This window comes from Enterococcus sp. DIV1758 (assembly GCF_051711985.1).
Classification (GTDB): Bacteria; Bacillota; Bacilli; order Lactobacillales; family Enterococcaceae; genus Enterococcus; species Enterococcus faecalis.
Genome location: NZ_JBIOOA010000001.1, coordinates 2,229,026 through 2,251,903 on the forward strand (window position 1 = coordinate 2,229,026; position 22,878 = coordinate 2,251,903).

Annotated in this window: 27 protein-coding genes and 1 tRNA gene; all 28 read right to left on the reverse strand. The window is 34.6% G+C overall.

The window, feature by feature from the left end; all coding sequences use genetic code 11:
• Positions 1 to 204, reverse strand: a complete 204-nt coding sequence (locus IGJ52_RS10705) for a phage holin (RefSeq protein ID WP_142955241.1) — start codon at positions 202 to 204, stop codon at positions 1 to 3.
• 2 nt (positions 205 to 206) lie between these two features.
• On the reverse strand, positions 207 to 461 hold the full coding sequence (locus IGJ52_RS10710) for a hemolysin XhlA family protein (protein ID WP_010822870.1): 255 nt from the start codon (positions 459 to 461) through the stop codon (positions 207 to 209).
• 22 nt (positions 462 to 483) lie between these two features.
• The gene (locus IGJ52_RS10715; RefSeq protein ID WP_438792084.1) at positions 484 to 1,938 is read right to left on the reverse strand and encodes a BppU family phage baseplate upper protein; all 1,455 of its coding nucleotides are present in this window, start codon (positions 1,936 to 1,938) and stop codon (positions 484 to 486) included.
• Positions 1,935 to 4,055: a phage tail protein gene (locus IGJ52_RS10720; RefSeq protein ID WP_438792085.1), complete on the reverse strand. Its 2,121-nt coding sequence runs from the start codon at positions 4,053 to 4,055 to the stop codon at positions 1,935 to 1,937. The genes IGJ52_RS10715 and IGJ52_RS10720 overlap by 4 nt, the downstream gene beginning before the upstream one ends.
• 13 nt (positions 4,056 to 4,068) lie before the next feature.
• Entirely contained in the window at positions 4,069 to 4,923 is an 855-nt protein-coding gene (locus tag IGJ52_RS10725) for a phage tail domain-containing protein (RefSeq protein ID WP_010708437.1), read from the reverse strand.
• Positions 4,924 to 4,934: 11 nt separating this feature from the next.
• Positions 4,935 to 8,849 (reverse strand): tape measure protein, encoded by a 3,915-nt coding sequence (locus IGJ52_RS10730; protein WP_010708436.1) that lies wholly within the window; start codon positions 8,847 to 8,849, stop codon positions 4,935 to 4,937.
• A gap of 4 nt (positions 8,850 to 8,853) precedes the next feature.
• Positions 8,854 to 9,144: a hypothetical protein gene (locus IGJ52_RS10735; protein ID WP_249849777.1), complete on the reverse strand. Its 291-nt coding sequence runs from the start codon at positions 9,142 to 9,144 to the stop codon at positions 8,854 to 8,856.
• Between the two features lie 23 nt (positions 9,145 to 9,167).
• Entirely contained in the window at positions 9,168 to 9,644 is a 477-nt protein-coding gene (locus IGJ52_RS10740; RefSeq protein WP_010708434.1) for a tail assembly chaperone, read from the reverse strand.
• Complete coding sequence (locus tag IGJ52_RS10745; RefSeq protein ID WP_016024455.1) at positions 9,623 to 10,531, reverse strand: hypothetical protein; 909 nt, start codon at positions 10,529 to 10,531, stop codon at positions 9,623 to 9,625. The genes IGJ52_RS10740 and IGJ52_RS10745 overlap by 22 nt, the downstream gene beginning before the upstream one ends.
• The gene (locus IGJ52_RS10750; RefSeq protein ID WP_016024454.1) at positions 10,531 to 11,187 is read right to left on the reverse strand and encodes a phage major tail protein, TP901-1 family; all 657 of its coding nucleotides are present in this window, start codon (positions 11,185 to 11,187) and stop codon (positions 10,531 to 10,533) included. Before IGJ52_RS10750 ends, IGJ52_RS10745 begins: the two co-directional genes overlap by 1 nt.
• A gap of 11 nt (positions 11,188 to 11,198) precedes the next feature.
• The gene (locus IGJ52_RS10755; RefSeq protein ID WP_125203787.1) at positions 11,199 to 11,555 is read right to left on the reverse strand and encodes a hypothetical protein; all 357 of its coding nucleotides are present in this window, start codon (positions 11,553 to 11,555) and stop codon (positions 11,199 to 11,201) included.
• Between the two features lies 1 nt (position 11,556).
• On the reverse strand, positions 11,557 to 11,904 hold the full coding sequence (locus IGJ52_RS10760; RefSeq protein ID WP_010708429.1) for an HK97-gp10 family putative phage morphogenesis protein: 348 nt from the start codon (positions 11,902 to 11,904) through the stop codon (positions 11,557 to 11,559).
• Positions 11,901 to 12,182 (reverse strand): hypothetical protein, encoded by a 282-nt coding sequence (locus IGJ52_RS10765; RefSeq protein ID WP_438792086.1) that lies wholly within the window; start codon positions 12,180 to 12,182, stop codon positions 11,901 to 11,903. The genes IGJ52_RS10760 and IGJ52_RS10765 overlap by 4 nt, the downstream gene beginning before the upstream one ends.
• Positions 12,179 to 12,562, reverse strand: a complete 384-nt coding sequence (locus IGJ52_RS10770; protein ID WP_438792087.1) for a phage head-tail connector protein — start codon at positions 12,560 to 12,562, stop codon at positions 12,179 to 12,181. The genes IGJ52_RS10765 and IGJ52_RS10770 overlap by 4 nt, the downstream gene beginning before the upstream one ends.
• A 14-nt stretch (positions 12,563 to 12,576) precedes the next feature.
• Positions 12,577 to 13,554: a phage capsid protein gene (locus tag IGJ52_RS10775; protein ID WP_438792088.1), complete on the reverse strand. Its 978-nt coding sequence runs from the start codon at positions 13,552 to 13,554 to the stop codon at positions 12,577 to 12,579.
• 12 nt (positions 13,555 to 13,566) lie between these two features.
• Positions 13,567 to 14,226 (reverse strand): DUF4355 domain-containing protein, encoded by a 660-nt coding sequence (locus IGJ52_RS10780; protein ID WP_429011921.1) that lies wholly within the window; start codon positions 14,224 to 14,226, stop codon positions 13,567 to 13,569.
• 78 nt (positions 14,227 to 14,304) lie between these two features.
• Entirely contained in the window at positions 14,305 to 14,652 is a 348-nt protein-coding gene (locus tag IGJ52_RS10785) for a hypothetical protein (RefSeq protein ID WP_438792089.1), read from the reverse strand.
• Positions 14,630 to 14,827 carry a hypothetical protein gene (locus IGJ52_RS10790; protein ID WP_142955251.1) on the reverse strand — a complete coding sequence of 66 codons (198 nt, stop codon included), beginning with the start codon at positions 14,825 to 14,827 and terminating at the stop codon, positions 14,630 to 14,632. The genes IGJ52_RS10785 and IGJ52_RS10790 overlap by 23 nt, the downstream gene beginning before the upstream one ends.
• A gap of 1 nt (position 14,828) precedes the next feature.
• Positions 14,829 to 15,731 (reverse strand): minor capsid protein, encoded by a 903-nt coding sequence (locus IGJ52_RS10795; RefSeq protein WP_438792090.1) that lies wholly within the window; start codon positions 15,729 to 15,731, stop codon positions 14,829 to 14,831.
• A 12-nt stretch (positions 15,732 to 15,743) separates the two neighbouring features.
• Positions 15,744 to 15,947, reverse strand: a complete 204-nt coding sequence (locus IGJ52_RS10800) for a hypothetical protein (RefSeq protein WP_010708421.1) — start codon at positions 15,945 to 15,947, stop codon at positions 15,744 to 15,746.
• Positions 15,907 to 17,508, reverse strand: coding sequence for a phage portal protein (locus IGJ52_RS10805; RefSeq protein ID WP_438792091.1), 1,602 nt, complete (start codon positions 17,506 to 17,508; stop codon positions 15,907 to 15,909). Before IGJ52_RS10805 ends, IGJ52_RS10800 begins: the two co-directional genes overlap by 41 nt.
• Positions 17,483 to 18,724 carry a PBSX family phage terminase large subunit gene (locus tag IGJ52_RS10810; RefSeq protein WP_010708419.1) on the reverse strand — a complete coding sequence of 414 codons (1,242 nt, stop codon included), beginning with the start codon at positions 18,722 to 18,724 and terminating at the stop codon, positions 17,483 to 17,485. Before IGJ52_RS10810 ends, IGJ52_RS10805 begins: the two co-directional genes overlap by 26 nt.
• Complete coding sequence (gene terS, locus IGJ52_RS10815; protein WP_438792092.1) at positions 18,714 to 19,484, reverse strand: phage terminase small subunit; 771 nt, start codon at positions 19,482 to 19,484, stop codon at positions 18,714 to 18,716. The genes IGJ52_RS10810 and terS overlap by 11 nt, the downstream gene beginning before the upstream one ends.
• Positions 19,485 to 19,544: 60 nt before the next feature.
• Positions 19,545 to 19,733, reverse strand: a complete 189-nt coding sequence (locus tag IGJ52_RS10820) for a hypothetical protein (RefSeq protein WP_002389167.1) — start codon at positions 19,731 to 19,733, stop codon at positions 19,545 to 19,547.
• A 137-nt stretch (positions 19,734 to 19,870) separates the two neighbouring features.
• Positions 19,871 to 21,142, reverse strand: coding sequence for a site-specific DNA-methyltransferase (locus IGJ52_RS10825; protein ID WP_438792093.1), 1,272 nt, complete (start codon positions 21,140 to 21,142; stop codon positions 19,871 to 19,873).
• A 153-nt stretch (positions 21,143 to 21,295) separates the two neighbouring features.
• A tRNA-Lys gene (locus IGJ52_RS10830) sits at positions 21,296 to 21,369 on the reverse strand.
• 604 nt (positions 21,370 to 21,973) lie between these two features.
• Positions 21,974 to 22,390, reverse strand: a complete 417-nt coding sequence (locus IGJ52_RS10835) for an ArpU family phage packaging/lysis transcriptional regulator (RefSeq protein ID WP_105467867.1) — start codon at positions 22,388 to 22,390, stop codon at positions 21,974 to 21,976.
• Between the two features lie 152 nt (positions 22,391 to 22,542).
• Positions 22,543 to 22,743: a hypothetical protein gene (locus IGJ52_RS10840; RefSeq protein WP_438792094.1), complete on the reverse strand. Its 201-nt coding sequence runs from the start codon at positions 22,741 to 22,743 to the stop codon at positions 22,543 to 22,545.
• Between the last annotated feature and the right edge of the window lie 135 nt (positions 22,744 to 22,878).

Below are 22,878 nucleotides of genomic sequence, written 5' to 3' on the forward strand. Positions count from 1 at the left end.
TTACTCCTTCTCTTTTAGGTTATACGCTGACACACCTGTTACTACTCCCAAAAACGCAGATACAGCATTAATAGTTAATACTGCTTTATCTGCTCCGACCCACCCATATAGGTCGCCAAGAGCAGAAACTAAAACAGAACTAGCTGGAAGTACAGTAAGTACTCCCCATTTGATGATTTTATAATACTTGTCCGGTAGTATCATCCTTACACACCTCCTAAATATTTTGTAAATAAATAGACAACTACCGACACTCCTATGCCAGCAATTGTCCGCCAAGTCCATTTTTGATTTTCTTTTATTTCTTTGATGTCTTCTACATTATTTTTAGCAATAGAAAAAGCATGATCAGCCTTTTCTTTAGCATCTTCTGTTTTTTCCCTTAGCAATTCGTAGTTATCAAGTTTTGTTTCAATACGTACAAGGCGCTCGACCATATCCTGAACAAGTTCATCTTTCACATAAGTTTCCTTCTTCCTTTACCTAAATACTTTTCACTTCTCTAATAGACAGTGATATAATCGCTGTTCTAAAAATTTGCTTTCCCTCACGCATGGCTGCTTCAAATTTAATAGTGTCACCAGCAGCTATTTTTAACACCAGACTTCCTTCAAACATATTCGACAAATTAATAGCTGTGCCAGTTGGCACACCTAACTGGACCAACTGATACACTGTATTATTTTGTAACAATTGACAATAAACATAATCAGTACTAACTGCTCCGTGTATTTTAAAAGTAGCACTAATATTTACCATAGTATCTTTATTAAATGTGATAGAAGTATTGTTCGCATTGACAGTTAAAGGTACCGTTTTAGAATTATGCCAAAAATCAGTAGCTAGTATCGGTCCTAAAGGATAAGTGTATCCTGCCGAGACATCTCTTCCATCTGCTCCTGTACCAAAATAAGCCTCAAAAGGTTGTTCGTTATTTGAAAGTAGTTTATTCCATGTGGTCCACGCTGCAGGGCTCCCTTGTCTGCTACGGATATACGTTTCACCTTTATACATATACGTTTGACTTACAAATGTATTGTCAGCATAAACTACCAAAGCTCCATAACCCGCTCCAGAGTACGGTCTGTTTGCACCCGATGCACCGAAAACTGTGTAAATACCTTTATCAAGAATATCATTCCAATCTTGATCCTTAATAACGGTTTTCTTAGCAACTAATGATCCGTTCTCCATCTCTGTTTTACTTACATAACGAGAATCTGATTCTGTTCGTGTATAAAAGTCTGCTGCTCGCAATTCTTCTAATGCTGCATTCATAGCATCAGTAACTGTTTTTCCAATTGCTGTAATATTTGTCTCTACAGTTTTTGCTACCTGATTAATCTTGTTTTCACTATCTGTAGCCACCTTTGAAATACGACCTTCTGCATCACTTACTGTTTTATCAATTTGCGCTTGTAATGTATTCATTTCTGTTTTTATTGTTTCGATTCGCTTAACAACTGCATCGTAATCAGTATCTATTTTTTCTAATGCAGATTGATAAGCTTCATTTAAAGCTTTAACTAATTTGTTGTATTCAGTAATTATAGTTTTTGCTTCTTCTGCATCAATGTCAGCATTCCCGTACACCGTAATCTCAAAATCATCAGTAGATTCTCTCCTATCATCCTTCATGAAAGAAAAATATGCTAGTTCATATGAACCAGCCACAGCAAATGCCATATTTGGAAAAGTATAGGTAAATTCACCATTTTTTCCATTTGTTACCTCTATTCCATCTGAATCAAAAACTTTTGTTCTTTCTTCATGGGTTACTCCTTCAAAAGTAGCTACCCAGCCAGTCAAATCGAAGGGAGCTCCATCTTTAAATATCTGAACCCTCATTGAAAAACTTTCTCCGTCTCCGACTCGACCATAAACAATTGGTCGCCCGATAGAATTTTTTGAAAGATCAAATCTTAATAAATCGCTCATGTTTCATAACCCTCCTCTTTTTGTTGTGTCAGTCTAACCTCTTCATAACCTTTTCGATACGCAACAAGGTTCCAACTAAATTCTATTAGCGCTGGGTCGCTTTTGACTACAAAATATTTTTCTTTAGTTTCTTCTACCCATATATTTCCTTTACTATAAGGAGTTAACATAACATGATAATTTTCACTTTCAGTATTCACCGTTTCTAAAAAAATAGGTTCAATATCTATTTTTATTTCACCATCAGAATCTGTAATTGCTTTACCATAGTCAGCAAAATAATATTCTGGCGTTTCGTAGGCGTTTAACAGTCGATGACCGTATGACAGTGTATCCACAAGAGAGTTTTTGGAACCAGTAACACTAAGATTTCCTGTGACGCTTGTAGAAGTAGCGGATATACTAATCCTTCCTCCAGATGATCCTAATACTTTAGTATCATTATTCCCTATACTAAAACCATTGCTACTCACATTTAAACTAGGACTATTACTAGCTGTAGAAGAATAACCAAAGCTCCCAGGTGCAAAATTCAAACTATGACCATTACCAACAACATAAAAGTTATCTAAGTTTGCAGATCCTGACATATTATTTGTTGCGCCAAAAAATGTTAGAAATGCCTTATTAAGCTTTTTATTAAATATCGTAAAAGAACCTTCGTCTGAAACATCTAATCTAACATTTCCTTCTTTTTGATTAATTAAAGTAGTGTAAAATTTAAATATTTCTTTTCCATCACTATTTCGCGTCCAAGTTATTGCCCCATTGTCCTCTTTTAAAGAAAAGTCTTTTCCGATGGATGTAATAACTGAACCTGAAATTGTTACACCTTCAATAGCTATCGCTTTTAAAATTCCAGTATTTATAGCAGAGGCGTTTATTCCGTTAGCAGTTATTGCATTCTCAAAGCTTTTCCCCCCATCCGTTGAAATTCCGATACCCACAGAGTTTAATATAACTATTTTATTTGAGTCATTCTTATCAATGGCAAGAATACCTGTCTTGGCATATTTCACTTCCGTTTGTGAATTGATTAAATCAGAAGTTGCTTGTTGGATTGCTGCTGTTAACCATTCATTTGGAATAGGCTTTATTCCGTTAGATATATCTGACCATGATTGAGCGTTACTAGCATCAGCTTGGTTCTTCTTATCAACTAAGTTTAGTGAATTACATGTTATATTATTTTCAATTAAATCCCCAGTAACATTAAAATTCTCAGTTACTCCAACAATTCTTATTTTTTGTTGAAAACCTAACTGTTCATTAACAGCCATAATGTAATCTCCTGGTTCAGGCAACCCATATTGATACCCGACTTTTCTCAAATCTTCTACGGTTAAATTAACAGAGATACTATAAGAAGATTCAACAATTTCCTTTAAATGTTCAAGAAAACTATCTTCTTTAGTATAGCGTTCGTCAACAATTGGGTCCGCCTCAAGCTTTCCATAAATTTCCGCTAATGGGCTGGTATATTCAACTATTAATCTTCCTTTAGTAACATCATTTGGGTCTTTGTACGCCCCAAACCCTTTCGCATACGTAACAAAATCACTTATATTGTGCTCTAACCCTAACTCTTGCATATTAAAACCTTTACGAACAATCGTTGATAAATCACTGCCTATCTTGTCAACGATGTAAAGGTTATTACCAATAATTTGAAACTCAGTGTTAGTACTATTTATAAAGTCATTAAATAACGCTAATCTATTTTTCATTCCAAAATTTTCTTTTTCGAATGCTGGTATAGTAGCAGCTAGTGAATAAGTAAAACCACTGTTTTTAAAAATAAAATCTAGATAAGCTTTTGCAGTATTTGAACCGTTTAAAGTATCATACACGCATGATTTACCCATTCTAAAGAAAAATTCATGTATGGCATCAAATTCAACAGTAATATTATTTCCATAATCAGTTGGCATGGCATAAGTTAAATAGTATTTTTCATTTTCAAATTCTACTTGCCAACCTCTGTCTATTCTGTGAAGGACATCATTATTAGTATATATAGTACCGCTAATTGATTTTTCACCATTTAGGCTTCTAACGAAAGATATATCTGCCAATGCAATAAAAGTATTTCCATCTGTATCTATGAATTGAACCATCACTACTTACTCCTTATCTATATAAGTCAACTTTATTCAATATATTTATTTCTACTTCACCAATGTTAAAAGATGTAGAAAACGGTATAAAACCAACCTCATTTGGCTTTAAAATAAAATATTCAATATTTGTCTGATCATTAATATTTAAACCATTAAGAGTGAAAGATGTTCCTTCTAACAAAAATTTATCGCCGGATAAAATATTTCTTTTACCAACATACTTAAACTCTCGTTCATCAATAGATAATTTAAATTCAGCCCCTAAATTTTTTTTTGCAATAATTTGCACTTTCCATGGCCATTCTAATTGACTGCAAGGAACAGTACCGCGATATTCAATCATTTTAGAATTTGTTATTTCTATATCATCAGGGATGGTAATTCCAAATGGTAAATCTACCGTCTTAAATGTTAGTGATACTTCGTATAGAAGGCCTACATCACTAAAACCTTGAAAATCATAATTGATTTCTCCGTCTAATAACACTTTATATCTATAATGATATTGACGTTGCTTATCAACTCTCAACATATCGAAACCTTGCTTTTCTCCAGGTCGCTCATAACCATATAAGCTTTGATTAGTATACATTTTAGTTATATAAAATGGTTCTGTGTCTGCAAAAGTACCATTCAATTTATCTTTCATGTACTCATCTTGAAGTTCATTTTCTACATAATAATAACCACTCACAGTGATTTTTTTCTCACTATGAGTGGCTCCCAAAAATAGACTTCGGTTAGTTCCGTCTATTTTTTTAGTATTAATTTCAACAATAGAATTAGTGGAATTAATATCTATCACAAGGACACCTAGGGAAGACATCCTTGTAGATAAGTTTTCCTTTTCTATTTTTAAGTCCATAGTGTCCTCCTCTATTTCTTGTTAACCAAATTAACTTTATTTTGATTTCTTGCTTCTTTTTGTTTAACAATTGTGTATATTTTATCTCCAACAAGTTCGGTATGAACTTCAAATACTGGTTCTTGTAATTGACTAGTTTTAACTTCTTCGCTTAATTCATTCATAGATGAAGAAAGCTTATTAGAGACATTTCTAGTATCCGCCGTTAAAACAGAATTTGCTTCATATTCTTGTGATTTTATTGATGTTGCATATGCTAACGCTTGTCTATCAACTTGCTTTTGCATTCTTGACATGCCGTTAGCTAAACCCATCCCAACAAATCCCCCAATTTTATCGGTAACACGTGATGGCGAATGAATGTCCAGTGCTTTCCTCATAGTACGGGCTACGTTACTAGCTATATTACTAGCAGTTGCGTAAATAGAACCCGCAGAATTTGCTAAACCATTTCTCAAACCTATACCTGCATTATAACCGATATTAGAAAGCGTTGAAGTCAATCCACTAAAAATGGAGTTTATTCGACTCGTGGAAGAAATCATTATGCTTGTCATTGAATTCATGCTATTCATAACGGCACTATTCATTCTATTCATACCATTTTGAACATTATTTGCCATTGAATTGAATGCTTGAGTATTTGCAGAATTTATCCTACTGAATCCCCCGTTAATAGTACTAACAACACTATTCATTGTACCTGTCACATTTGACTTCATTGAGTTCATGGACTTCGTTACATTGTTTGACATCTGTGAAATGTCTTGCGAAGATTTATTATTAATATTTTGTGTATTATTTGATACATTTTGAAACATTTGGTTAGAGGCACTAGAAGCTTGTTGGGTAGCTTGATTCATATTAGTGCCAACAGCATTCGCAGTGCCAGAGGTAGCCTGATTAACATTAGATAAAATACTATTATAGTCACTAGAGACACCATTTAGTGCACTATTAGACTCTTTTGTTGCAGCATTTGCTGCTTTAGTTGAATTTGAACTTACTACACTATTAAGGTTATTCATCGTTCCTGATACATTTGTAGCTAGTAGATTATAGTTTGAAGACGTACCATCTTTAGCTGCATTAGAAGCATTAATTGCATTGTTTGAGGCTTGTGTACTCAAATTACCTACATTTAGATTCATGTTGTTCATTGAATTAGCAACATTTGAACTTGCTTGTCCATAAGATGAACTCAAATTTGTAGCTGTAGTTGTAGCATCATTTGATACTTTTGAGCTTGTTTCAGATGACTTACCCGTTATTGTGTTCCATAAATTTGAAAACCCATTTTTAATACCATCCCAAGCTCCTTTTAAAACATTAGGAATAGCCTCTAAAATAGCACCAGCAAGAGCTTTAATAATATCCCATCCAGCAGCAATAATTTGTGGTAGCATCTGGATTACCGTGCCAATCAACGTCATAATGATTTGTATCCCTGAAGAGACAATGTTAGGTAAATTTTCTACAATACCATTAACCAAGGCCATAATAATTTGCATTGCAGCATCTAGAATCATAGGTAAGTTTTCTACAATAAAATTACATAATGAATTTATTATTTGGACTGCTCCATCTAAAAGCTTAGGTATATTATCCATTAAACCTTGGATTAATGTTAGAATCGCGTTTAATGCGACAGGTAAAATTTGTGGCAGTAATTGAGTAAGACCATCAATTAAATTCTGAAGAATCTGAATACCCGTATCTATAATCTGAGGTAGATTTTCCATTACAGAATTAACAAACGAATCCAAGATTTTTTTTACTGATTCAACTATTTTGGGTATATTTTGAATGATTCCTTTAACTATATTCAGCAAAAGTTCCATTCCCATTTTTAATAATTCAGGCAATGCACTTGCTATGGAGCTCAAAAATGAAGTAATAACTTCTAAAGCTGAATTTATAAGAGAAGGTGCATTTTGTCCTACACCTTGTACAAGACTTCCAATAATCTTCATACCTGCATCTATGATTACTGGAATCATCGTAGATATAGCACTAGCTAGTTTAGCAATTAATTCAGTGCCACTTTGCATAAGTTGTGGCAATTGTGAGGTAATACCATTAACAAGATTAGTTATAATTTCTGGTCCTTTTGTAGTTACTGTGTTTAATAATTGGTCAATTTGTGCTCCAAATTGATTATTTATTAATCCCAATCCAGCTATAACTAACCCTAATATAGCTGCAGGTCCTATAGCTGATAAAGCCACTTGCATGATAGTTCCCATTGCAGAAGTCATGCCACCTAAGGCTCCCATCCCAACAGAACTTGCCATGGATAAGCTACTTCCTATTTTAGGAATTAAACCTATTAAACCTGTTAATCCAGAACTAAACATTTTGAACGGTCCGCTTATCATACCTCCTAATATTCCTGAAAATGCTGAAAATCCGCTTGAAAGAGATGCAATTGCAGGAACTGCTTTACTGACTACTAGCGCGCTTCCCAATACAGCAGCTATAGGTAATAGTCCTTGAATAGCACCTTTTAAAGCATCAATACTTTTTTTAGACAAATCAGTACCATTTATAAAATGGTTTAAAACATTTGTAGCAATATCTACCGCTGCAGATATTTTATCCATATTAAAGTCACCAATTTTATCTGTTAATTTGCTTACTGCTTCTATCCCTACTTGAGACAGTTGATCAAAAGCCGGTTGTAATTTATTGGTGATTGTTTCCTTTAAGCCATCCATTGCTTGACCGACAGTTTTATATTCGGTAGCCATTTTTGAAAACGTTTCGTTTGTACCAGTTTTAGTTATTGCATCAAAGAAATCTTGAGTAGCAATTTTCCCATCTTGAACCGCAGTCACCATTTCAGAGGTTGACATGCCCATAGTTTTAGCAACAGCTGCAATACCCGCAGGAGTTTGTTCTAACATCAATTTAAAATCTTGCCATTGAACCATCGGTTTAGCAGCCATTTGTGTAGCTTGTTGACTTAGCGTTGTCATCGCTTGTGTCGGATTTTCAGCTGCCGCAGCTAATCCACCAAAACCCATAACCAATTTGTCAGTATTTTTTATTCCTACAGCTGCTAATTGACTATATGTAGTAGCCATTTCAGAAGCAGAATAAATTGTTTTAGTGGCAAAATCCTGTAGCTCTTTTTTTACAGATGCTATTTCATCTTTTCCTTTACCAATATTTTCCATATTAGCATTGAAAGTTTTCCATGTAGCTGAGCCTTGGTTCAAGTCACCTATAATTTCTTTAAATCCGCTAGAAAGTGCTGATATGCCTTTTTGAGCTACCGCGTATGCTGCACCAATACCTATGATTTTTTTTACTAAATCATCTGTTGCTGATCCTGCTTTATTGGTTCCTGAAACCATCTTATTTAGTGCGTTAGACGCTTTTGATCCAGCACTATTAAACGCTCCAGTTAATTTCGAACCTATATTAGTTCCCAAAGTAGTAATTTTTGAACTTATTTCACTAGCACTTGATCCAACAGCTTTAAATGCACTTTTAAAAGGCTGTGGTATTTTAGAAGCAACTGTCGAAAATGCTTTACCAATTATTGATGTTTGTTGTGATAGTCCAGCTCCCATTTCTTTAGCTGAACTTACAACCGCATTCTTGGCAGCAGACATCCCTTTTTTAATTGGTTGTGGTATTTTTTCGCCGATTCCAGCAATTACACGTTGAATACCGCCGCCAGCTTTTTCAAATAATGCAACAGTTTGCGGTAAAACTTTAGAAACGCTATTTAGCATCGGATCAGCTAACTTACTCATAATTTGACCGACTTTTTGAGTAGTACTCATAGATCCGCTTTGTAATATGTTAGCAACATCATTCATAGTTTTATTCGCTATAGATGAAACTTTATTCATTGCAGCATTATATTGCGACAAATCAGCACCGATAACAGCGTTAATAGCACCTTCAAAAGCCATTTACTCACCCCCACTTTTTATTTTTGAAATAGTTCATCACTTCTTTTGCCTTTTCCACACGATTGTATGTTTCTTCCTTTTCGTTTGTCGTAGCAAAAATAGATTTTATTTTGCGTTCAATTTTTTCTTTATCAAATACCTTTTTTATTTTTGGCTTTTTTGCATTCAAAACATATCTTAAAGTAAACGCATAATGAGCTTTTTGTTCTTGTTCATCTACGCTTTTCAAAGCTAATCCTTCTAAAATCGCTTCTAACTCCCACTTATAACAAGACATAATTAATGGAATATCCACTAATCCTTGCCTAGCACAATTCACTATGAGATTTCTTTCTTGATTCGATCTGCTAAATCTTTGACCGCTTTTGCTTGCTGCTCTGGATTTTGAATCTCTTCGGTCGGTTGTTGGCTCTTCAAGTAATCTGCTGCTTTCTCCAGATTGCTGATATATTTCTTCAATTTCTTCACGAAAAAACCAGAATCCAACATTTCTTGTTTAAGCGTTTCAAATACCATGCTGTATCCTTCTTCTTCATCTTCAAAAGTTTCCACAAAATCCTGAACAGACTTCGCAATGTCTTCATCTGTTACTTTGTCTTTTGAAGCCAACTTGATAATATCAAAAAGCGCATCATCATCTTCTTCTAGAACTTTTACAAAAAGAACACCCGCGCCATCATTTTGTGAGTTACCTTGAGCATCTTTTGTACCTAGCTTTTTATTAGCTTTAAATAACATTCCATAGTTAAATTTAATTTCTAATTGTTTCCCTTTTAATCCAACTGTAAATGACATATATTATTTCCTCCTGTTTTAGCCATTTTTATAGCTTCTATATATTTTATAGTTGCTTTATCTTTAGCCATATTATCTAACCCATCTTCAAAGGGACTTGTATTAACATATTTTCCTTTAAAAAATAAATCTTTATCTTTTTCAGTTACACCTGCATTGTGTAATATTTTTGTTTCGTACCATTTTTCTATCGGATCTGTTGGCCAGCAAAAATTTAATTCATCATGAATTTTAGGACCTATGTTATAAAACATCATATTCCAAAGTTGTGCCCACATCTCAGCTGTCCATTTTTGAATATTACTTTGTTGAGCATCAAGGTAACGATAAAGACGATTTGAATCATGATAAACTTTTTCCCAATATTCTTTCTTAGGACGTGTAATAACCCACTGAGCTCCTCCAGAGTTATTATTAATTGTTTCTAACGAATCTACAGTCACACCTACAATATCTGCCATATCAGCTAAGATTTTTTCTCCATTTTTACATTGACGAATATAATCTAAATTCAAATAACCGTTGCAATCAGAACAATACCATACGTCATTTTTTGATGGCATTTTTCTAAAATTAATTTTCTTTCTGAAAATAACATCTGAATCAATATACATATATCGTTCGTTTTCTCGTTTGGGATTCTCTTCTAAATATTTCCACCATAGATAAGGTTTGATTGAAGGGATATATCCTTTGTCATCCCTAGAATCTTCATAAACATGAACTTCAACGCCATATTTCTCTTCAAAAAAACTAGGAATCGTTTCATCATGCTTGCTAAAAATAAGCACAATATCTTTAATTCCTAGTTTTTTCAAATTTGTCAAACAAACCTCTAATTCCCATTTAAAACGAGTGATTGCAGGTTGACAAAGAATATATTTCATTACTTAGAAGACGCCTGCGTTGTTGTTGTCGTCGTGGTGGAAGATGTTGTTGTAGTAGTTGTGGAAGTAGTTGTTGTTGTTCCATTATCAATATTGCTATAATCACCAGTAGTTTCTCCTGGGCGTTGGAATTGATACAAACTTTCGACCATTGCAACGTCTTCATCTGACAAAGGAAATGTTCCGTCTTGCAATTTCCCTACAATATTTAATGTGTAGCTAATTTCAACTAGATCTTCTCCTTCAGCATATTCTAATTCGTCAGGGATACCATAACCAAATTTAGCTGGATAAGCTTTAGTTCCGGCGCCTTCTTCCGTTGCAAGAGTATCGTCAACAACAACTCGCCATACTTTAACAGAATGTCCATTCTTTTTGGCTTCTTCAATAACATCAATTGATTCATCGTCGGGAGCAAAGTATTGGGTCAATTCAATACTATGTTCATCAGTTGACTTTAAAATGATACGCCCCATTTTTGTTTGTTCATCGATGTTGTCACCACCAATAGTTGTAGTACCATCTGTTTGAAATGCAGGCAAGAGAGCTGGAGATCCAATTGGTACTTGTGTGCTTTGAATAAAGTACCAAACACGATTTCCTCTAATAGGTGTTCCTTGAAATTTTTTAATTCCGTTATTTACTGTTTCTGGCATATGAATTCCTCCTAAAAAATATAATCAGATATTTTAAATACGACATGATAAACTTCTCGACCAATAGTGTTATCAGGTCTAATATTTGTACTAATTTTCTTTGTACGTAGAGCAGATTTGGTTTGATATATTACATCTTCGACTTTTGCTCTACTATTTACTGGATAAAATAAATCTATTTGTAAATCAGTGTTCACTATTGCAGCGCCAAACTTTGCACTTTTTGTATCATCGTCAAAGTGATTGCCAATAACATAAAAAGGCTCAATAATTTCTGACCCTGGAAGTTTATAGTAAATAGGGATTCCCGTTTTATTTAATTTTTCAGAAATCTCTTTTAAAAATTTAGTATTTGGGGCATGTTCCACTTCATTTACCTCCAACTATCTTTTGTAAATTCTTCATTAATGTTGGATATTCTTCTTTAACAGCAGGATACAAGAAAGGTTGAGCAGCCATGAAGCGTGTTCCTTCTTCGATGAAAATTGAATAGTTAGCAGGCGAGTCTATACTTACACACATTCTGTTCATCATATATGAATATATATTGCTTCTTAACCATCCAGTATCTACCGGTGCTAATTGTTTAGCCCTTTTCTCAACTCTAAATCCTGATTTTTGTAGCTCTTTATGAATGGACTGTTCTGTTTTTTCTGTTTGCTTCTTAACACCACGAACAAATGCCTTCAGTCCAACAATTTGAATAACTTTGCTCATGTTAATATCACAACTGTTGAATTGCGATGGAACTTAACATCAAAAATATTTTTAGAAATACCGTCTATATAAATTTCATCAAAGAAGAAATATCCCTGTAAATGAACTTTAAGTGCATTCTTATTGTATTTTCCAAAGAAAGCTATTTGTTCATCAAAAGAAATATTATGGATACTGCAAGGTACTGTTTTAACTTCTTTTGAAATGACTTCTTCTCCTAAATAACCTTCATCAGTAGTAATATTCTTGACTATTTTACAACGATGGTTATAAATCATGGTAAAAACCTCGCAATTCCTTTACCAGCTCTGATTTCAGGCTTAGTATATTCGTCTAAAATATTCAAATATTCATCCAAATAACTCTTTTCCCAAGTAAAAGAACGACCTTCTTCGCTGTCAGAACTTGCCCCTTCACTATTTCTTTTGTTGAAACGTTTAATTGAGACATCTCTCAATATATAGTTCAAGCCATCAGGTACAGCATCGTATTTGTCTGTTCCATTTTTTTGAGCATATTGATTCAAGACAGATAAAATGCGTTCTTCACTGTCTTGAATCACTAACGTTAGCAATTCGTCTTGGAGCTCGTCAGAAATGCCTAACAAAACTTTGATTTCCTTCAGACTATTACCATATTCATTTTCTATATTTTCCATATTAGAAACCTACTTTACCCTTGTGTCGTAGTAGTCGTTGTTGTTGGCTGTGTCGTTGTGGTCGTCGTTTCACCACTAATTGTTGCTTCTACTACACCTTCTGGAATTTCAGGGAATAATGTTAAAGCATTCATAAACAATGATTCAAATGTTGCATTTCGTAGGGTACGTCCACGAGTCGCTGAAATAAAACCAGTTTCATCAACAAAGTCCACAAAAATATCACCTAAATCAGATGCCTTCATATCCAAGTATGCTAATACGATATTGTCAACGGCGGTAGAATAAACCTTTCCTTCTGGGATTGCGTTTAATACAATAACGTTTGTTGCACCTAGAAAGTTTTTCAATAAGGTCATACCAAATACATTAGATGCATCTGCTAAGACTTTTGTATCCCCTAAGTAGGTTGCTACATCCATAGGATTTACAAAGGAAACAAATTGAGCGCCATCAAACTCTTCGAATGTGCTTAGTTTCCCCCATGATTGTGCTAACGCTTTTTGTAACCCTTCAGCTTGAATTTTAGTAGGGGCTGTACCTAAGAAGTTAACAAATTGTGATTTAATTCCACCTTGAATTTGGCGCAATAATTTTTCGTCAGATTGATCAATCGCAATAGATGCTCCATGACGAGCAATTGCTTCAGCAGTTACTGCACGGCGCCATTTATTAAATGTTACTGTAAATGATTTTCCTTTAGCTCGAGTTACTTTGGATAAAGGAATATCATCGCCTTCCGCAACATTTCCATCTTTTAATGACGTTGTCCATTTGTACATTTGAATTTTCATATCTTTGGATAAAGGTTCTAACCGTGTTACACCTAACAACTCTAATAATTCTTTGATGCCTTTCTCAAAACGATTCACAAAATCAATGGATTTAATTTCTCCTAAATCGTCCATTTTTGTAAGGTCTGGTTCTGCCGCAAATAGTTGCAAATCCATTTTTAATAAACGTTCTTTATTAGTTTTTGACATATTTTTCATAAGTTATTCCTCCTAGAATAAATCTCTATTTTGAGCAATCATTCTTTGACGCTCTTTAGAGTCTTTAATTTGCATAATTTCTGCTTTAGTCATTTGACCACCATTATTGCCTACTCGTGTCTTATTTTTGCTAGCAAGGCGCTCGTTTACCTTTGCTTCTACAGCTTTATCCCATTCATCACGAAATGCCTTTACATCTTCCAGAATTTCTTCAGCTGTTTCTCCGGTAATTCTATGGGCAAAATCAGAAGGCATACCTTCGGCTTTTAACTGATTTCCTTTTTCAACGAACAGTTGCTGTTTTTGGAACTCAGCCTTTTGTTTTTCAAACTCTTCTTTTTCTTTATCAAGAATAGCTTGTTGTCGCTCTTTTTCTGAAAGTTTTGCTAAACGAGCGGCTTCATTCTTTTGTTCTTCTAAATCTTTTTGCCAACGCGATTTTTTACTCTTGATAATCTCATCAACATCTTTATCGTCTTTTAATCCGAACTTTTCTTTAATTGAAGTCAGCTGTTCTTCATCTAGTTCATCGAGATTCAATGATTTTTGTTCGTCTTCATTTTGTTGCTGATGATTATCTCCTCCACCTGAACCATTTCCATTATCTGCAGCAAAAAATTGTAATTGCATTGGTAATAAATTACATGTTTTCATTTGACTTTCTCCTTCCATAGCTTTTATTGAGAATCAATGCTTGCTCATTTCCGTAGCTTTTTTTGTCATCCACGCCTGGACAAAATAAAAAGCCGTTTAAAACGACTCAACTTCTAATTCTTTGTAAATGTTTAATAATTTAGGAAACTGAATAGCAATCCAATCAACGATTTCTTCATTTCTTGGCCATTCTGCGTTATTGTCTAATCCCGATTCATATAAAATAGCATGGATAATTTCATGGCGTATGGTTCTAGCTTCATATACATCAATTTCTTGAAAATTATCTGGATCTCCGTTATCTAACTGATTAATAAAAATTTCTTTGGTCGTAAAATCAGTGACACCGTCTGCGCCGCGCATAAAAGGCTTGTCTGCTTCTGTTGTCTCTTTATAAATTGTGTATTCTACGCCTAACACATTAACTTTTGCTTTTTCTTTCATTACTATTTTCCTTTCTCAAATGCTCTTCATAATCAGCATCCAAATAGTCATATGGATCTGGTGGTACTTCTTTTTGTTCGTAATGAATTCCTGTCTTAATCAGCATAATCGTTATCGCTAGTGAAAACCCTAAGAAAGGCATACCAATAATTAAAGCAATAAATCTTAACAACATTTTAAATATCCCTCAATTCTTTTTTACTTGGAACGATCGTACTTCGACAATTCACGTGCATCGGTGGTGCATTTAGACCAGGTTGAAAATCTGCTAATTTAAAGACGTCACCGTTTAGACCTTTGCATATCTCGGTAGTGCGATTGTCAATATGAGCAAGGTATTCATATTCAGTGAAACCAGCATCTATATAGCGTTTTGCCGTAGCATTATTGATAATATTCGTTCCATCTGTACGAATGATTGCTTCAGCTCTTGAACGCGCTACATTGTATTTTTTTCTTAACTCCCTTGCCATTTCAGCAGGGCCCGATCCTCTTACAAAGCCTTTAACTAAAGTATTCCTCAAGTCATTAGCTAAATCATCTACATTTCCCCAAATACTTTGCGAATAGTTTTTTCCATTGAATGGTGTATTCACTAATTGTTCTAAGGCAGGTAGATTTAAAGTACTCGCAGAATTTCCACCAGATATTTTTCTATATGCGTACTTCGCGACTTCTTTCAAATAGCCATTAAATGATTGTTCAAGATCACCGCGCATCACACCTAATTGATAAAGCAAGTCTAGCTGTAACGCCTCTAATCGAGTGACTTTTCCAGCTCTATATTGTTCATTTAAGCGTTTCAATAATTCCGGGTCTTTTTTAGCTGCTTTGAAATATTTCTTAGCATTCTCTCTATAATCACTTAAGTCCTCCCTCATGAGCCGTTTTTTTGCTTCTTGCATAGAGATTCTATTTTCTTTAGCATACTGAGCATAAAATTTATATATCTCTTTCTGGATGCTCTGGCGATTTTCTGTGTATATAGATTGTAATTCATCGAAGAAATCTAAATCCGTTTTATCAACGTAAGCCATGATTTCATCCATACGCTTTATCCAATATTGCTGTGAAGTCATTCAATCAGCCCCTTAATTTGAAACGCCAGTCAGAATGCCAATAGTGAATCTTAAAGCCTGATTTTCATTAAACCCCTCATCTAAACATTTATCAAAAAGATATTTCCCCTGCTTAGCAATAAATTCTAAACTTCTTTGCGTTTCGAAAAATGTAGCTTCAAGTGTTTGATTATTCTCATTCATCTTCATTAATTCTTTTAGCTGCTTCTCGTTCATCGTCTTCATTCCCCGTTTCATTCTTATTCACTTCAGGTCTTCGTGGTTCTGGCTTATCATTTGTTTCTTCTTTAATACGTTTTAGTTCGACATCGGGATCGACACCCGTCACTGTAGACAATATTTCAAATAATGTTTCATCTGAAACTTGCCCAACTAATTGACTAGCTAATGAAACAACCTCATTGTCTGATTTAGGAACATTCGCAGTAAATATAATATTCGTATTGTTAATATCATTATACGCTGTTGAATCGTTCCCTTTTATTCGCCAAATATTAATAGCTAGTCGTAATCGTCTCATCAATCCTTTTTCAAATAAGCGTTGTTGCATAACCCGCCGATTATCCGCAGCCATTAACTTGTATTTCATACTCTCACCTGATTGTGTACCACTGAAATTGGCATCCAATGTATCTGGTGTAAAAGTAAATCGTAAAATATCATTAACCAATCTTTTCTTATAAGTTTCTGCACCTTCTGAGTCATATTCTTTTATGAGATATTTTGCATCAGGTTCTGATCCGTTGGGATTTGGATTATCATCTAAAATCATTATTCTTGCTTTTTTGAAAGCTAAAGAAACAGCTAACCGTGAATTAGGAACAATATTACCATCTTCATCTAAGTCATTTTGAGCAGTACCTGTGTATGGGTTTCCTTTGATAAGCAAAATAGCGTCCATTGTGTCCTGCTGATAATTAGCTAACTCAGATTGAGACAAATCATAAGCATCAATTGAATCTAAAACAGGTTCGTATGCACCTGTACGGTCTTCATTATTTGCAAATTCATTAATAGGAACTCCATCAAATGCATAATCTTCAAAGTCTAATAATGTCAATCCCTTTTCATTCTGGTTATCATTAACATAGATGTATAACATGTCAGATGTATAAACGTTTATAAAATCCTTACGCACCCCATCGCCATAATCTATTGAATAATAATAAACACCAAATAAAGAATTGCTATCAGTCGTATCATCATAAACAATGAATGTCTGCTCTGGGTTTAATTTAACTAGTTTTACAAACGCTTGTTCCTCTTGTAAAGCAATTGTTTCTAACTCATAGGCCCTGCCATAGATTGACAAATCTGTTTTGATAAGTACATTGTGATAGGCTTCGTTGTTTTGCTTATTGAATTCATCGATTTTTTTTTGCAGTTCATCATTTTCGTTTTTGTACTGCACAGGTTGTCCCAACATATAACCTTGCTCAAAAATAGTGATATATCTAGCAAAATCACTTGCTATTCTATTGTCGGCAGCATATTCATCAGTTTTAGGAGGTCGATATTTAATATTATTATCTGCTAAATAATAGCGTTTGAGTTCTCGTAAACGTGGTACTTGTTCAACAATATGACGATTTACGAACTTTTCTAAACGCGTTATCCATGATTTTTTTTCAAAATCAATATCATCAAAATCTTCTTGAGACATTCTAAAAACCGCATTCGCATCTTTATGATACCTGTGATTCCTTAAAAACGTTACTTCATTTTTTTTATTCACTTTTTCATCCCTTTCTTTATCCGAAGAAGAATTTTGCTGCATCCATTCGTTCTTCTAATGATGTATTTGAATATACTTCGTTGGAATATATAGCGTACCTTAATGAATCTAAAACATCATCGAATTCTTTAATAGGCTCGCCAGTTTTTTTATTCCATATATATTGATAAATCTCATCTCTAAACTTTTTAACTTTGTCTCGACAAATATATAATCTATTCGTTTTGAACCGCTTCGCTACTGATTCGACACCAGATAAGCGAGCTTTAAAAGCATTGATGGCATTTAGTCCTTCCCTTACAAATCTAGATACGTGTTCTGGACGAGCCGAATCACAATAGAAAGGAATTCTCCCGCCATATCGTGCTTGAATTTCTTTTGCAATACCAACCCAATAATCAATTTCCTCATATTGAGAGGCGTGTTCTTCAACTAAATACGCAGTTCCGTCTTCTGTTTCTCCTATAACTACAATTGACCCCCAATGATCATAGCCCCAGTCAACTCCACAATAATATTTTGCTAATGGTGGCAAATCTGATGAATCAATATAGTGTTTGTTAGCATCAAAATCTTTATATACGACCCCATCGGCAGAAACCCACAAACCTTTTATATCTCGGTCATAAAACATTCCACTAGGTGTGCTAGCTTTAATGTTCGTTCTATATCTTTCACTTAAAAATGTGTTATCGTCTAAACCAAAATGAAATGATTGAATACTTTTACTTGAATTATCTATATATTCTTTTTTCAACCAATGCTCGGGGTTGTCTGGATTTGTATCAGCTAATATACGTGCACCAGTCGCTGAACAACGGGAAACTATTTCTGCAAAAACCTCTTGTTTAGCAAGTGAAGCTTCATTAATATAAGCTCCATATGCTGTCATACCACGTATAGAACCAACGCCGCCGATATTACCTGTATAGGCCTGTACGACTTTAACACCAAATAATTTAAAATTACCATGTTTATCAAATTTAGGTTCAATATCATACGTATTGTATAACTCTTGAAGTATATTCTTTTGAATAGTTGAACTAGACACACCAGCCAATATATACATTGGTTCTTTTATGTTTTCTTCATCTGCAATTTTACGCACACGTCTCAGTTCAAATAAAAATAAATCATTATTGATTTTTGTTTTACCAGAACGTTTAGCTCCGTGTAAAAGAGTAATGAACCAATCTTTATTGATAGTTTCTTTTAACACTTCAATCTGTCGATTAGTATAAACATCATTAAGACTCATTTAATTCACCACTAATCATAGACATCAATTCATCAAGCTTAGACTCTGTAGATTCTGTCTCATCAGTATTCTGTCTTATTTTTGCGACCTGTGCATTTAGTAGCGAAATACGACTATCACTCATAGCAAGTTCTTTTTGTTGTTTAATCGCCTTTATTAATTGATTGCTAACACGAGTTAACGCATCTTCAATTGCTAAGATGTCATCTAACTTTCTAAATGTCTTACGAGTTATTTGTACATCTTTCAAAACTTCTCTTTTAACAGTAACCATTTTCCCATCAATTACCGATGGCTCTTTAACTTTCCGAAGCTGCTGCAAACGTTCAACTTCTTCGTCGTTTAAGCCTGCCTCTGCATCTTTGATGCGTTTAAGCATTCTATATTGACGAATTTTTAGGATTCTTATTTCTTCCTCCAAAATAAAAAAAGGATCATCATTCAGATTAGAATAGATGTCCTTTTCTTCATCAGATAACATATCGGCAAATATTGTTTCGTATTCGCCTGTTTTTACCGCATTCTTATTTCTTTTTGGCGGTGAGGCACTTTTATTTCCTTTGTTACCTATGGCATTTTGATTGCCTTGTGGTGCACCCCTATTTGTAGGTTGCACCTCTTTGGTTGCACCCCCTCTTTCCCATTTATCACGTTTTCTCCATGACTTCAATGTGTTGAGAGGTACAGAAAGCTTTTCAGAAATATCCTTGTATTTCCAACCTTCTTCATAATATTTCTTTGCTTGTTCCTTTTTATTCATGCGACATAAAACACCACCTCACGATACTTATTAATTGAGTTTTGTTTTCTATATTTAAAATCATAGTTCTTTCAAATGACTTTCTATTTCAATCAAGTCTTTCAAGTCTTTAACTGTGTTCAATTTGATATGACCTGCTTTAAAGTTACTTATCCATTGAGCCTTTGCAGCCCTGATAATCTTGTTGTTTTCTTCTGCAATCTTTTGCTTTTCTAAAGCTTGTTGAACTTCATAATCAAATGTTTCCATTGTAGAATACCTCGCACTATTATATAATGCTAAAAGACACGGAGGGTGTCGAAAATCCACGCGTGGGAATTCTCTGTGTCTTCGGGGTATTCGTATCTCGTTGAATTGAGGCAAGTGTTAGCGCACTTGTCTCTTTTTTACTTATCAATAAGTTCTGCAGCAATACCTGTAGATTTTTCAAAACGTTCAATAATTACATCGCAGAATAACGGATCTAATTCAAGTGTGTAACATCTACGGTCTAACTGATTACAGGTCATTAATGTGCTGCCTGATCCACCAAAAAGATCTAAAACAATATCTTGTCTTTTTGAACTGTTTCGAACTGGTATTGCAATAAGTGATAACGGTTTTTGTGTAGGGTGATAATAAGTTGATACATCATCTCTAGGTACTTTCCAAATCGTTGCTGGCAAATCTTCCATCAGATCATCTTGCCAAACGGTCGTTTGTTTCCTATCACCGTACCAGGCAGGTGCCTGTTTTTTCTTATGAGCATAGAAAATTGGCTCATGTTGCCATCTATATTGACTCCACCCAAACGTAGCATTATTTTTTACCCATATACATTGTGAACGGACAACTATACCAGCAGCATTCATGCTATTTTCAAATTCACGTTGATAAGACGAGCCATGAAATACATAAATTGCCGAATCATTTTCCATAGCGTTTGCATAATTATTGAATACTGCCGTTAAAAATTGATTGAATTCTTCATCACTCATATCATCGTTCATAATTTTTTCCCGGCCGGATTCGTTTAATTCTTTATTTTCAGATTTCACAGCTACGTTGTAAGGTGGATCAGTCACAACTAGATTTGCTTTTTTCCCTTGTAACAACTTTTCAACATCCGCAGCTTTTGTAGCGTCACCACACAATAGATAATGATTCCCTAGTTTCCATAATTGGCCCATTTTAGTTTTAGCTTCAGGATGATTTTCTATAAACTCATTAACTTGAAAATCATCTTCAATAATCGGCTTCTCAATATCTTCCTCATAATTGAAAGAATCAAGCAAACTGTCTACTTCCTCAGTGTCAAAACCAGTCAAACTAACAGTTTCATCATCTAATTCGTTTAATAAAACATAAAGTTTTTCTTCATCCCACTGACCAGAAATCTTATTGAGAGCAACGTTGAGAGCTTTTTCTTTATTGAGAGGTAAATTTACAACAGATACCTCTATTTCATTAAACAAGCCTAGTTCTCTGGCGACAGCGACACGCTGATGCCCACCAACTAGGTTACCTGTTTGAATATTGTAAATAGGCGGATCAACAAAACCAAATTCTAAGATAGATTGTTTTAGCTTCTCGTATTCTTGCATCCCTGGCTTCAAATTAACTCTTGGATTATATTCTGCTACTTTTAAATCTGATAATTTCATTTTTTTAATATGCATTGTTTTACTCCTTTAAAATTATGTATACAAAAAGACTGCACCGTGAAAGTGCAGCCTAAGATAGGAGGGAAAATCTTAACCGTCATCTGATCGTAAAGGTAGTTACATTTGACTTATTGACGATTTTTTTATTTAAGTAGCATTTGCTACTTATCGGCGTGACAGGAGTCGAACCTGCATGTACTTGATTAAAAATCAACCGCTCTCACCAATTGAGCTACACGCCATACCAGAAGGAGCTACCTCCTAGCAATTGCTAATAAACCAAATTAACCTTTACACACTCTCGTCAGAATGTTTTCCCATCAGGACGTAGCTTTCGCAGACTTTCACGGCTAAAATGATTATGTCACTGGCAAGGATTTGCACCTTGTATGGTCTATATTCCACCACAGTGACCAATCAATCAAACACCAGCAAAAACAATTGATTAAGTTTATCCTAAACGTACCTAGCTGCTACTCTATGAGTTTAGGAATTGCTCTCGTGCGTAAGCAGCTGCCGCAGAGATCTGGTTAATGTTCTTATCGTCATATGCTGGGATAGAGCAATATACCTAACCTCGACTAGTATGAATCAGGTAGTTACTACTGCATCCCTAGCAACTATTTGTGTCACTTGCAAACCTGTAGAAAAAAGAGGAGGTTATTCACCTCACTTCATTTTATTGAGAACGTAAGTCTGCAAGTGACCATCGAAAGTCAAATCAAACGGTGACTAAACCAGAAAGCGTTGTGTAATGTGTCCATTTCTTTGACTTTCGATATTACTATATTAGCACTAAAATTCGTATAAAAACCGCCAATTTTCCGCCAAAAAACCGCCAAAATTTTATTTATAGGCAATTATTTTTCCATTTCGATAAGCTTCAGCAAATTCAATCAAAGCTTCTGATTTCATTCTTTGAATACTTCTTTCAGAATATCCAATTTCTCTGGCGATTTTGTAATTAGAGTAATGGTCCTGCACACAGAAACTGTAGTGAAGAATTTGACGACTTATTATGCTTAATGACATCAAAGCCGTTAGGATTGCATCACGCTCTACTTCGACATCAATCATCTGGATCAACGCATCTTCTGCTTTGTTGCCATGCGTTATACCTTTGGGCATGTCTGTAATGATTGGCGACCGAACATCTACTAAGGAACGACCAGCTATTCGGTCCAAACGTCTAAAATTTTTCAACACGGCTCTCGCATTGGCTCTAGTCTGACTGAAATCAACTTCTTTTAACAATTGAATCAAGTTAAATCGCTCCTTTTATGTTATAATATCGATATGGTTGGTCGGAGCGATTCCGACTTTTTTATTTTTTAGAATTTTGAGTGCCGTTTGCAATTGCCTTTTCTTGCAAGCGACGCTTTTTCTTTTTAATTTTTGATTTTTTCTTCCCCACGTCACACCTCCATCGTTATCGGTCTACCATATTTCAAAATTTTCCATTCGCCATCTTTCATATTGGTTTTATTCATATGATTTCTTTCATCGCGAGCAATTGTATAATCGAAAAATAAATCGGCTTGCTCTGCTCCATGTAAGTATTCAACATATACTCCATCGACTTGCCTTCCTATGATATAAACTTCTAGATAACTCATACACTTGAACCTCCTAAATATAGCCCTAATCCCAAAACAAACGAGCATGAAAGGAAATAAACAAGGTCACTGCTTGTTATGTCATTTCCATACACGAAATGGCTCACGGTTGCTTTTGCTACAAGTATCATTATT

Bases quoted from the DNA above. Each gene is read 5' to 3' on its own strand.
- IGJ52_RS10820 (WP_002389167.1), bottom strand. From the start codon at position 19,733: ATGGAAACATTTGATTATGAAGTTCAACAAGCTTTAGAAAAGCAAAAG.
- IGJ52_RS10740 (WP_010708434.1), bottom strand. From the start codon at position 9,644: ATGTCATTTACAGTTGGATTAAAAGGGAAACAATTAGAAATTAAATTT.
- IGJ52_RS10840 (WP_438792094.1), bottom strand. From the start codon at position 22,743: ATGAGTTATCTAGAAGTTTATATCATAGGAAGGCAAGTCGATGGAGTA.
- IGJ52_RS10790 (WP_142955251.1), bottom strand. From the start codon at position 14,827: ATGTTGTTAAGATTTATTGCTTTAATTATTGGTATGCCTTTCTTAGGG.
- IGJ52_RS10825 (WP_438792093.1), bottom strand. From the start codon at position 21,142: ATGCATATTAAAAAAATGAAATTATCAGATTTAAAAGTAGCAGAATAT.
- IGJ52_RS10715 (WP_438792084.1), bottom strand. From the start codon at position 1,938: ATGAGCGATTTATTAAGATTTGATCTTTCAAAAAATTCTATCGGGCGA.
- IGJ52_RS10805 (WP_438792091.1), bottom strand. From the start codon at position 17,508: ATGCAGCAAAATTCTTCTTCGGATAAAGAAAGGGATGAAAAAGTGAAT.
- IGJ52_RS10775 (WP_438792088.1), bottom strand. From the start codon at position 13,554: ATGAAAAATATGTCAAAAACTAATAAAGAACGTTTATTAAAAATGGAT.
- IGJ52_RS10785 (WP_438792089.1), bottom strand. From the start codon at position 14,652: ATGAAAGAAAAAGCAAAAGTTAATGTGTTAGGCGTAGAATACACAATT.
- IGJ52_RS10720 (WP_438792085.1), bottom strand. From the start codon at position 4,055: ATGGTTCAATTCATAGATACAGATGGAAATACTTTTATTGCATTGGCA.
- IGJ52_RS10780 (WP_429011921.1), bottom strand. From the start codon at position 14,226: ATGGAAGGAGAAAGTCAAATGAAAACATGTAATTTATTACCAATGCAA.
- IGJ52_RS10745 (WP_016024455.1), bottom strand. From the start codon at position 10,531: ATGAAATATATTCTTTGTCAACCTGCAATCACTCGTTTTAAATGGGAA.
- IGJ52_RS10760 (WP_010708429.1), bottom strand. From the start codon at position 11,904: ATGAGCAAAGTTATTCAAATTGTTGGACTGAAGGCATTTGTTCGTGGT.
- IGJ52_RS10810 (WP_010708419.1), bottom strand. From the start codon at position 18,724: ATGAGTCTTAATGATGTTTATACTAATCGACAGATTGAAGTGTTAAAA.
- terS (WP_438792092.1), bottom strand. From the start codon at position 19,484: ATGAATAAAAAGGAACAAGCAAAGAAATATTATGAAGAAGGTTGGAAA.
- IGJ52_RS10750 (WP_016024454.1), bottom strand. From the start codon at position 11,187: ATGCCAGAAACAGTAAATAACGGAATTAAAAAATTTCAAGGAACACCT.
- IGJ52_RS10800 (WP_010708421.1), bottom strand. From the start codon at position 15,947: ATGAACGAGAAGCAGCTAAAAGAATTAATGAAGATGAATGAGAATAAT.
- IGJ52_RS10705 (WP_142955241.1), bottom strand. From the start codon at position 204: ATGATACTACCGGACAAGTATTATAAAATCATCAAATGGGGAGTACTT.
- IGJ52_RS10765 (WP_438792086.1), bottom strand. From the start codon at position 12,182: ATGATTTATAACCATCGTTGTAAAATAGTCAAGAATATTACTACTGAT.
- IGJ52_RS10725 (WP_010708437.1), bottom strand. From the start codon at position 4,923: ATGGACTTAAAAATAGAAAAGGAAAACTTATCTACAAGGATGTCTTCC.
- IGJ52_RS10770 (WP_438792087.1), bottom strand. From the start codon at position 12,562: ATGGAAAATATAGAAAATGAATATGGTAATAGTCTGAAGGAAATCAAA.
- IGJ52_RS10795 (WP_438792090.1), bottom strand. From the start codon at position 15,731: ATGACTTCACAGCAATATTGGATAAAGCGTATGGATGAAATCATGGCT.
- IGJ52_RS10730 (WP_010708436.1), bottom strand. From the start codon at position 8,849: ATGGCTTTTGAAGGTGCTATTAACGCTGTTATCGGTGCTGATTTGTCG.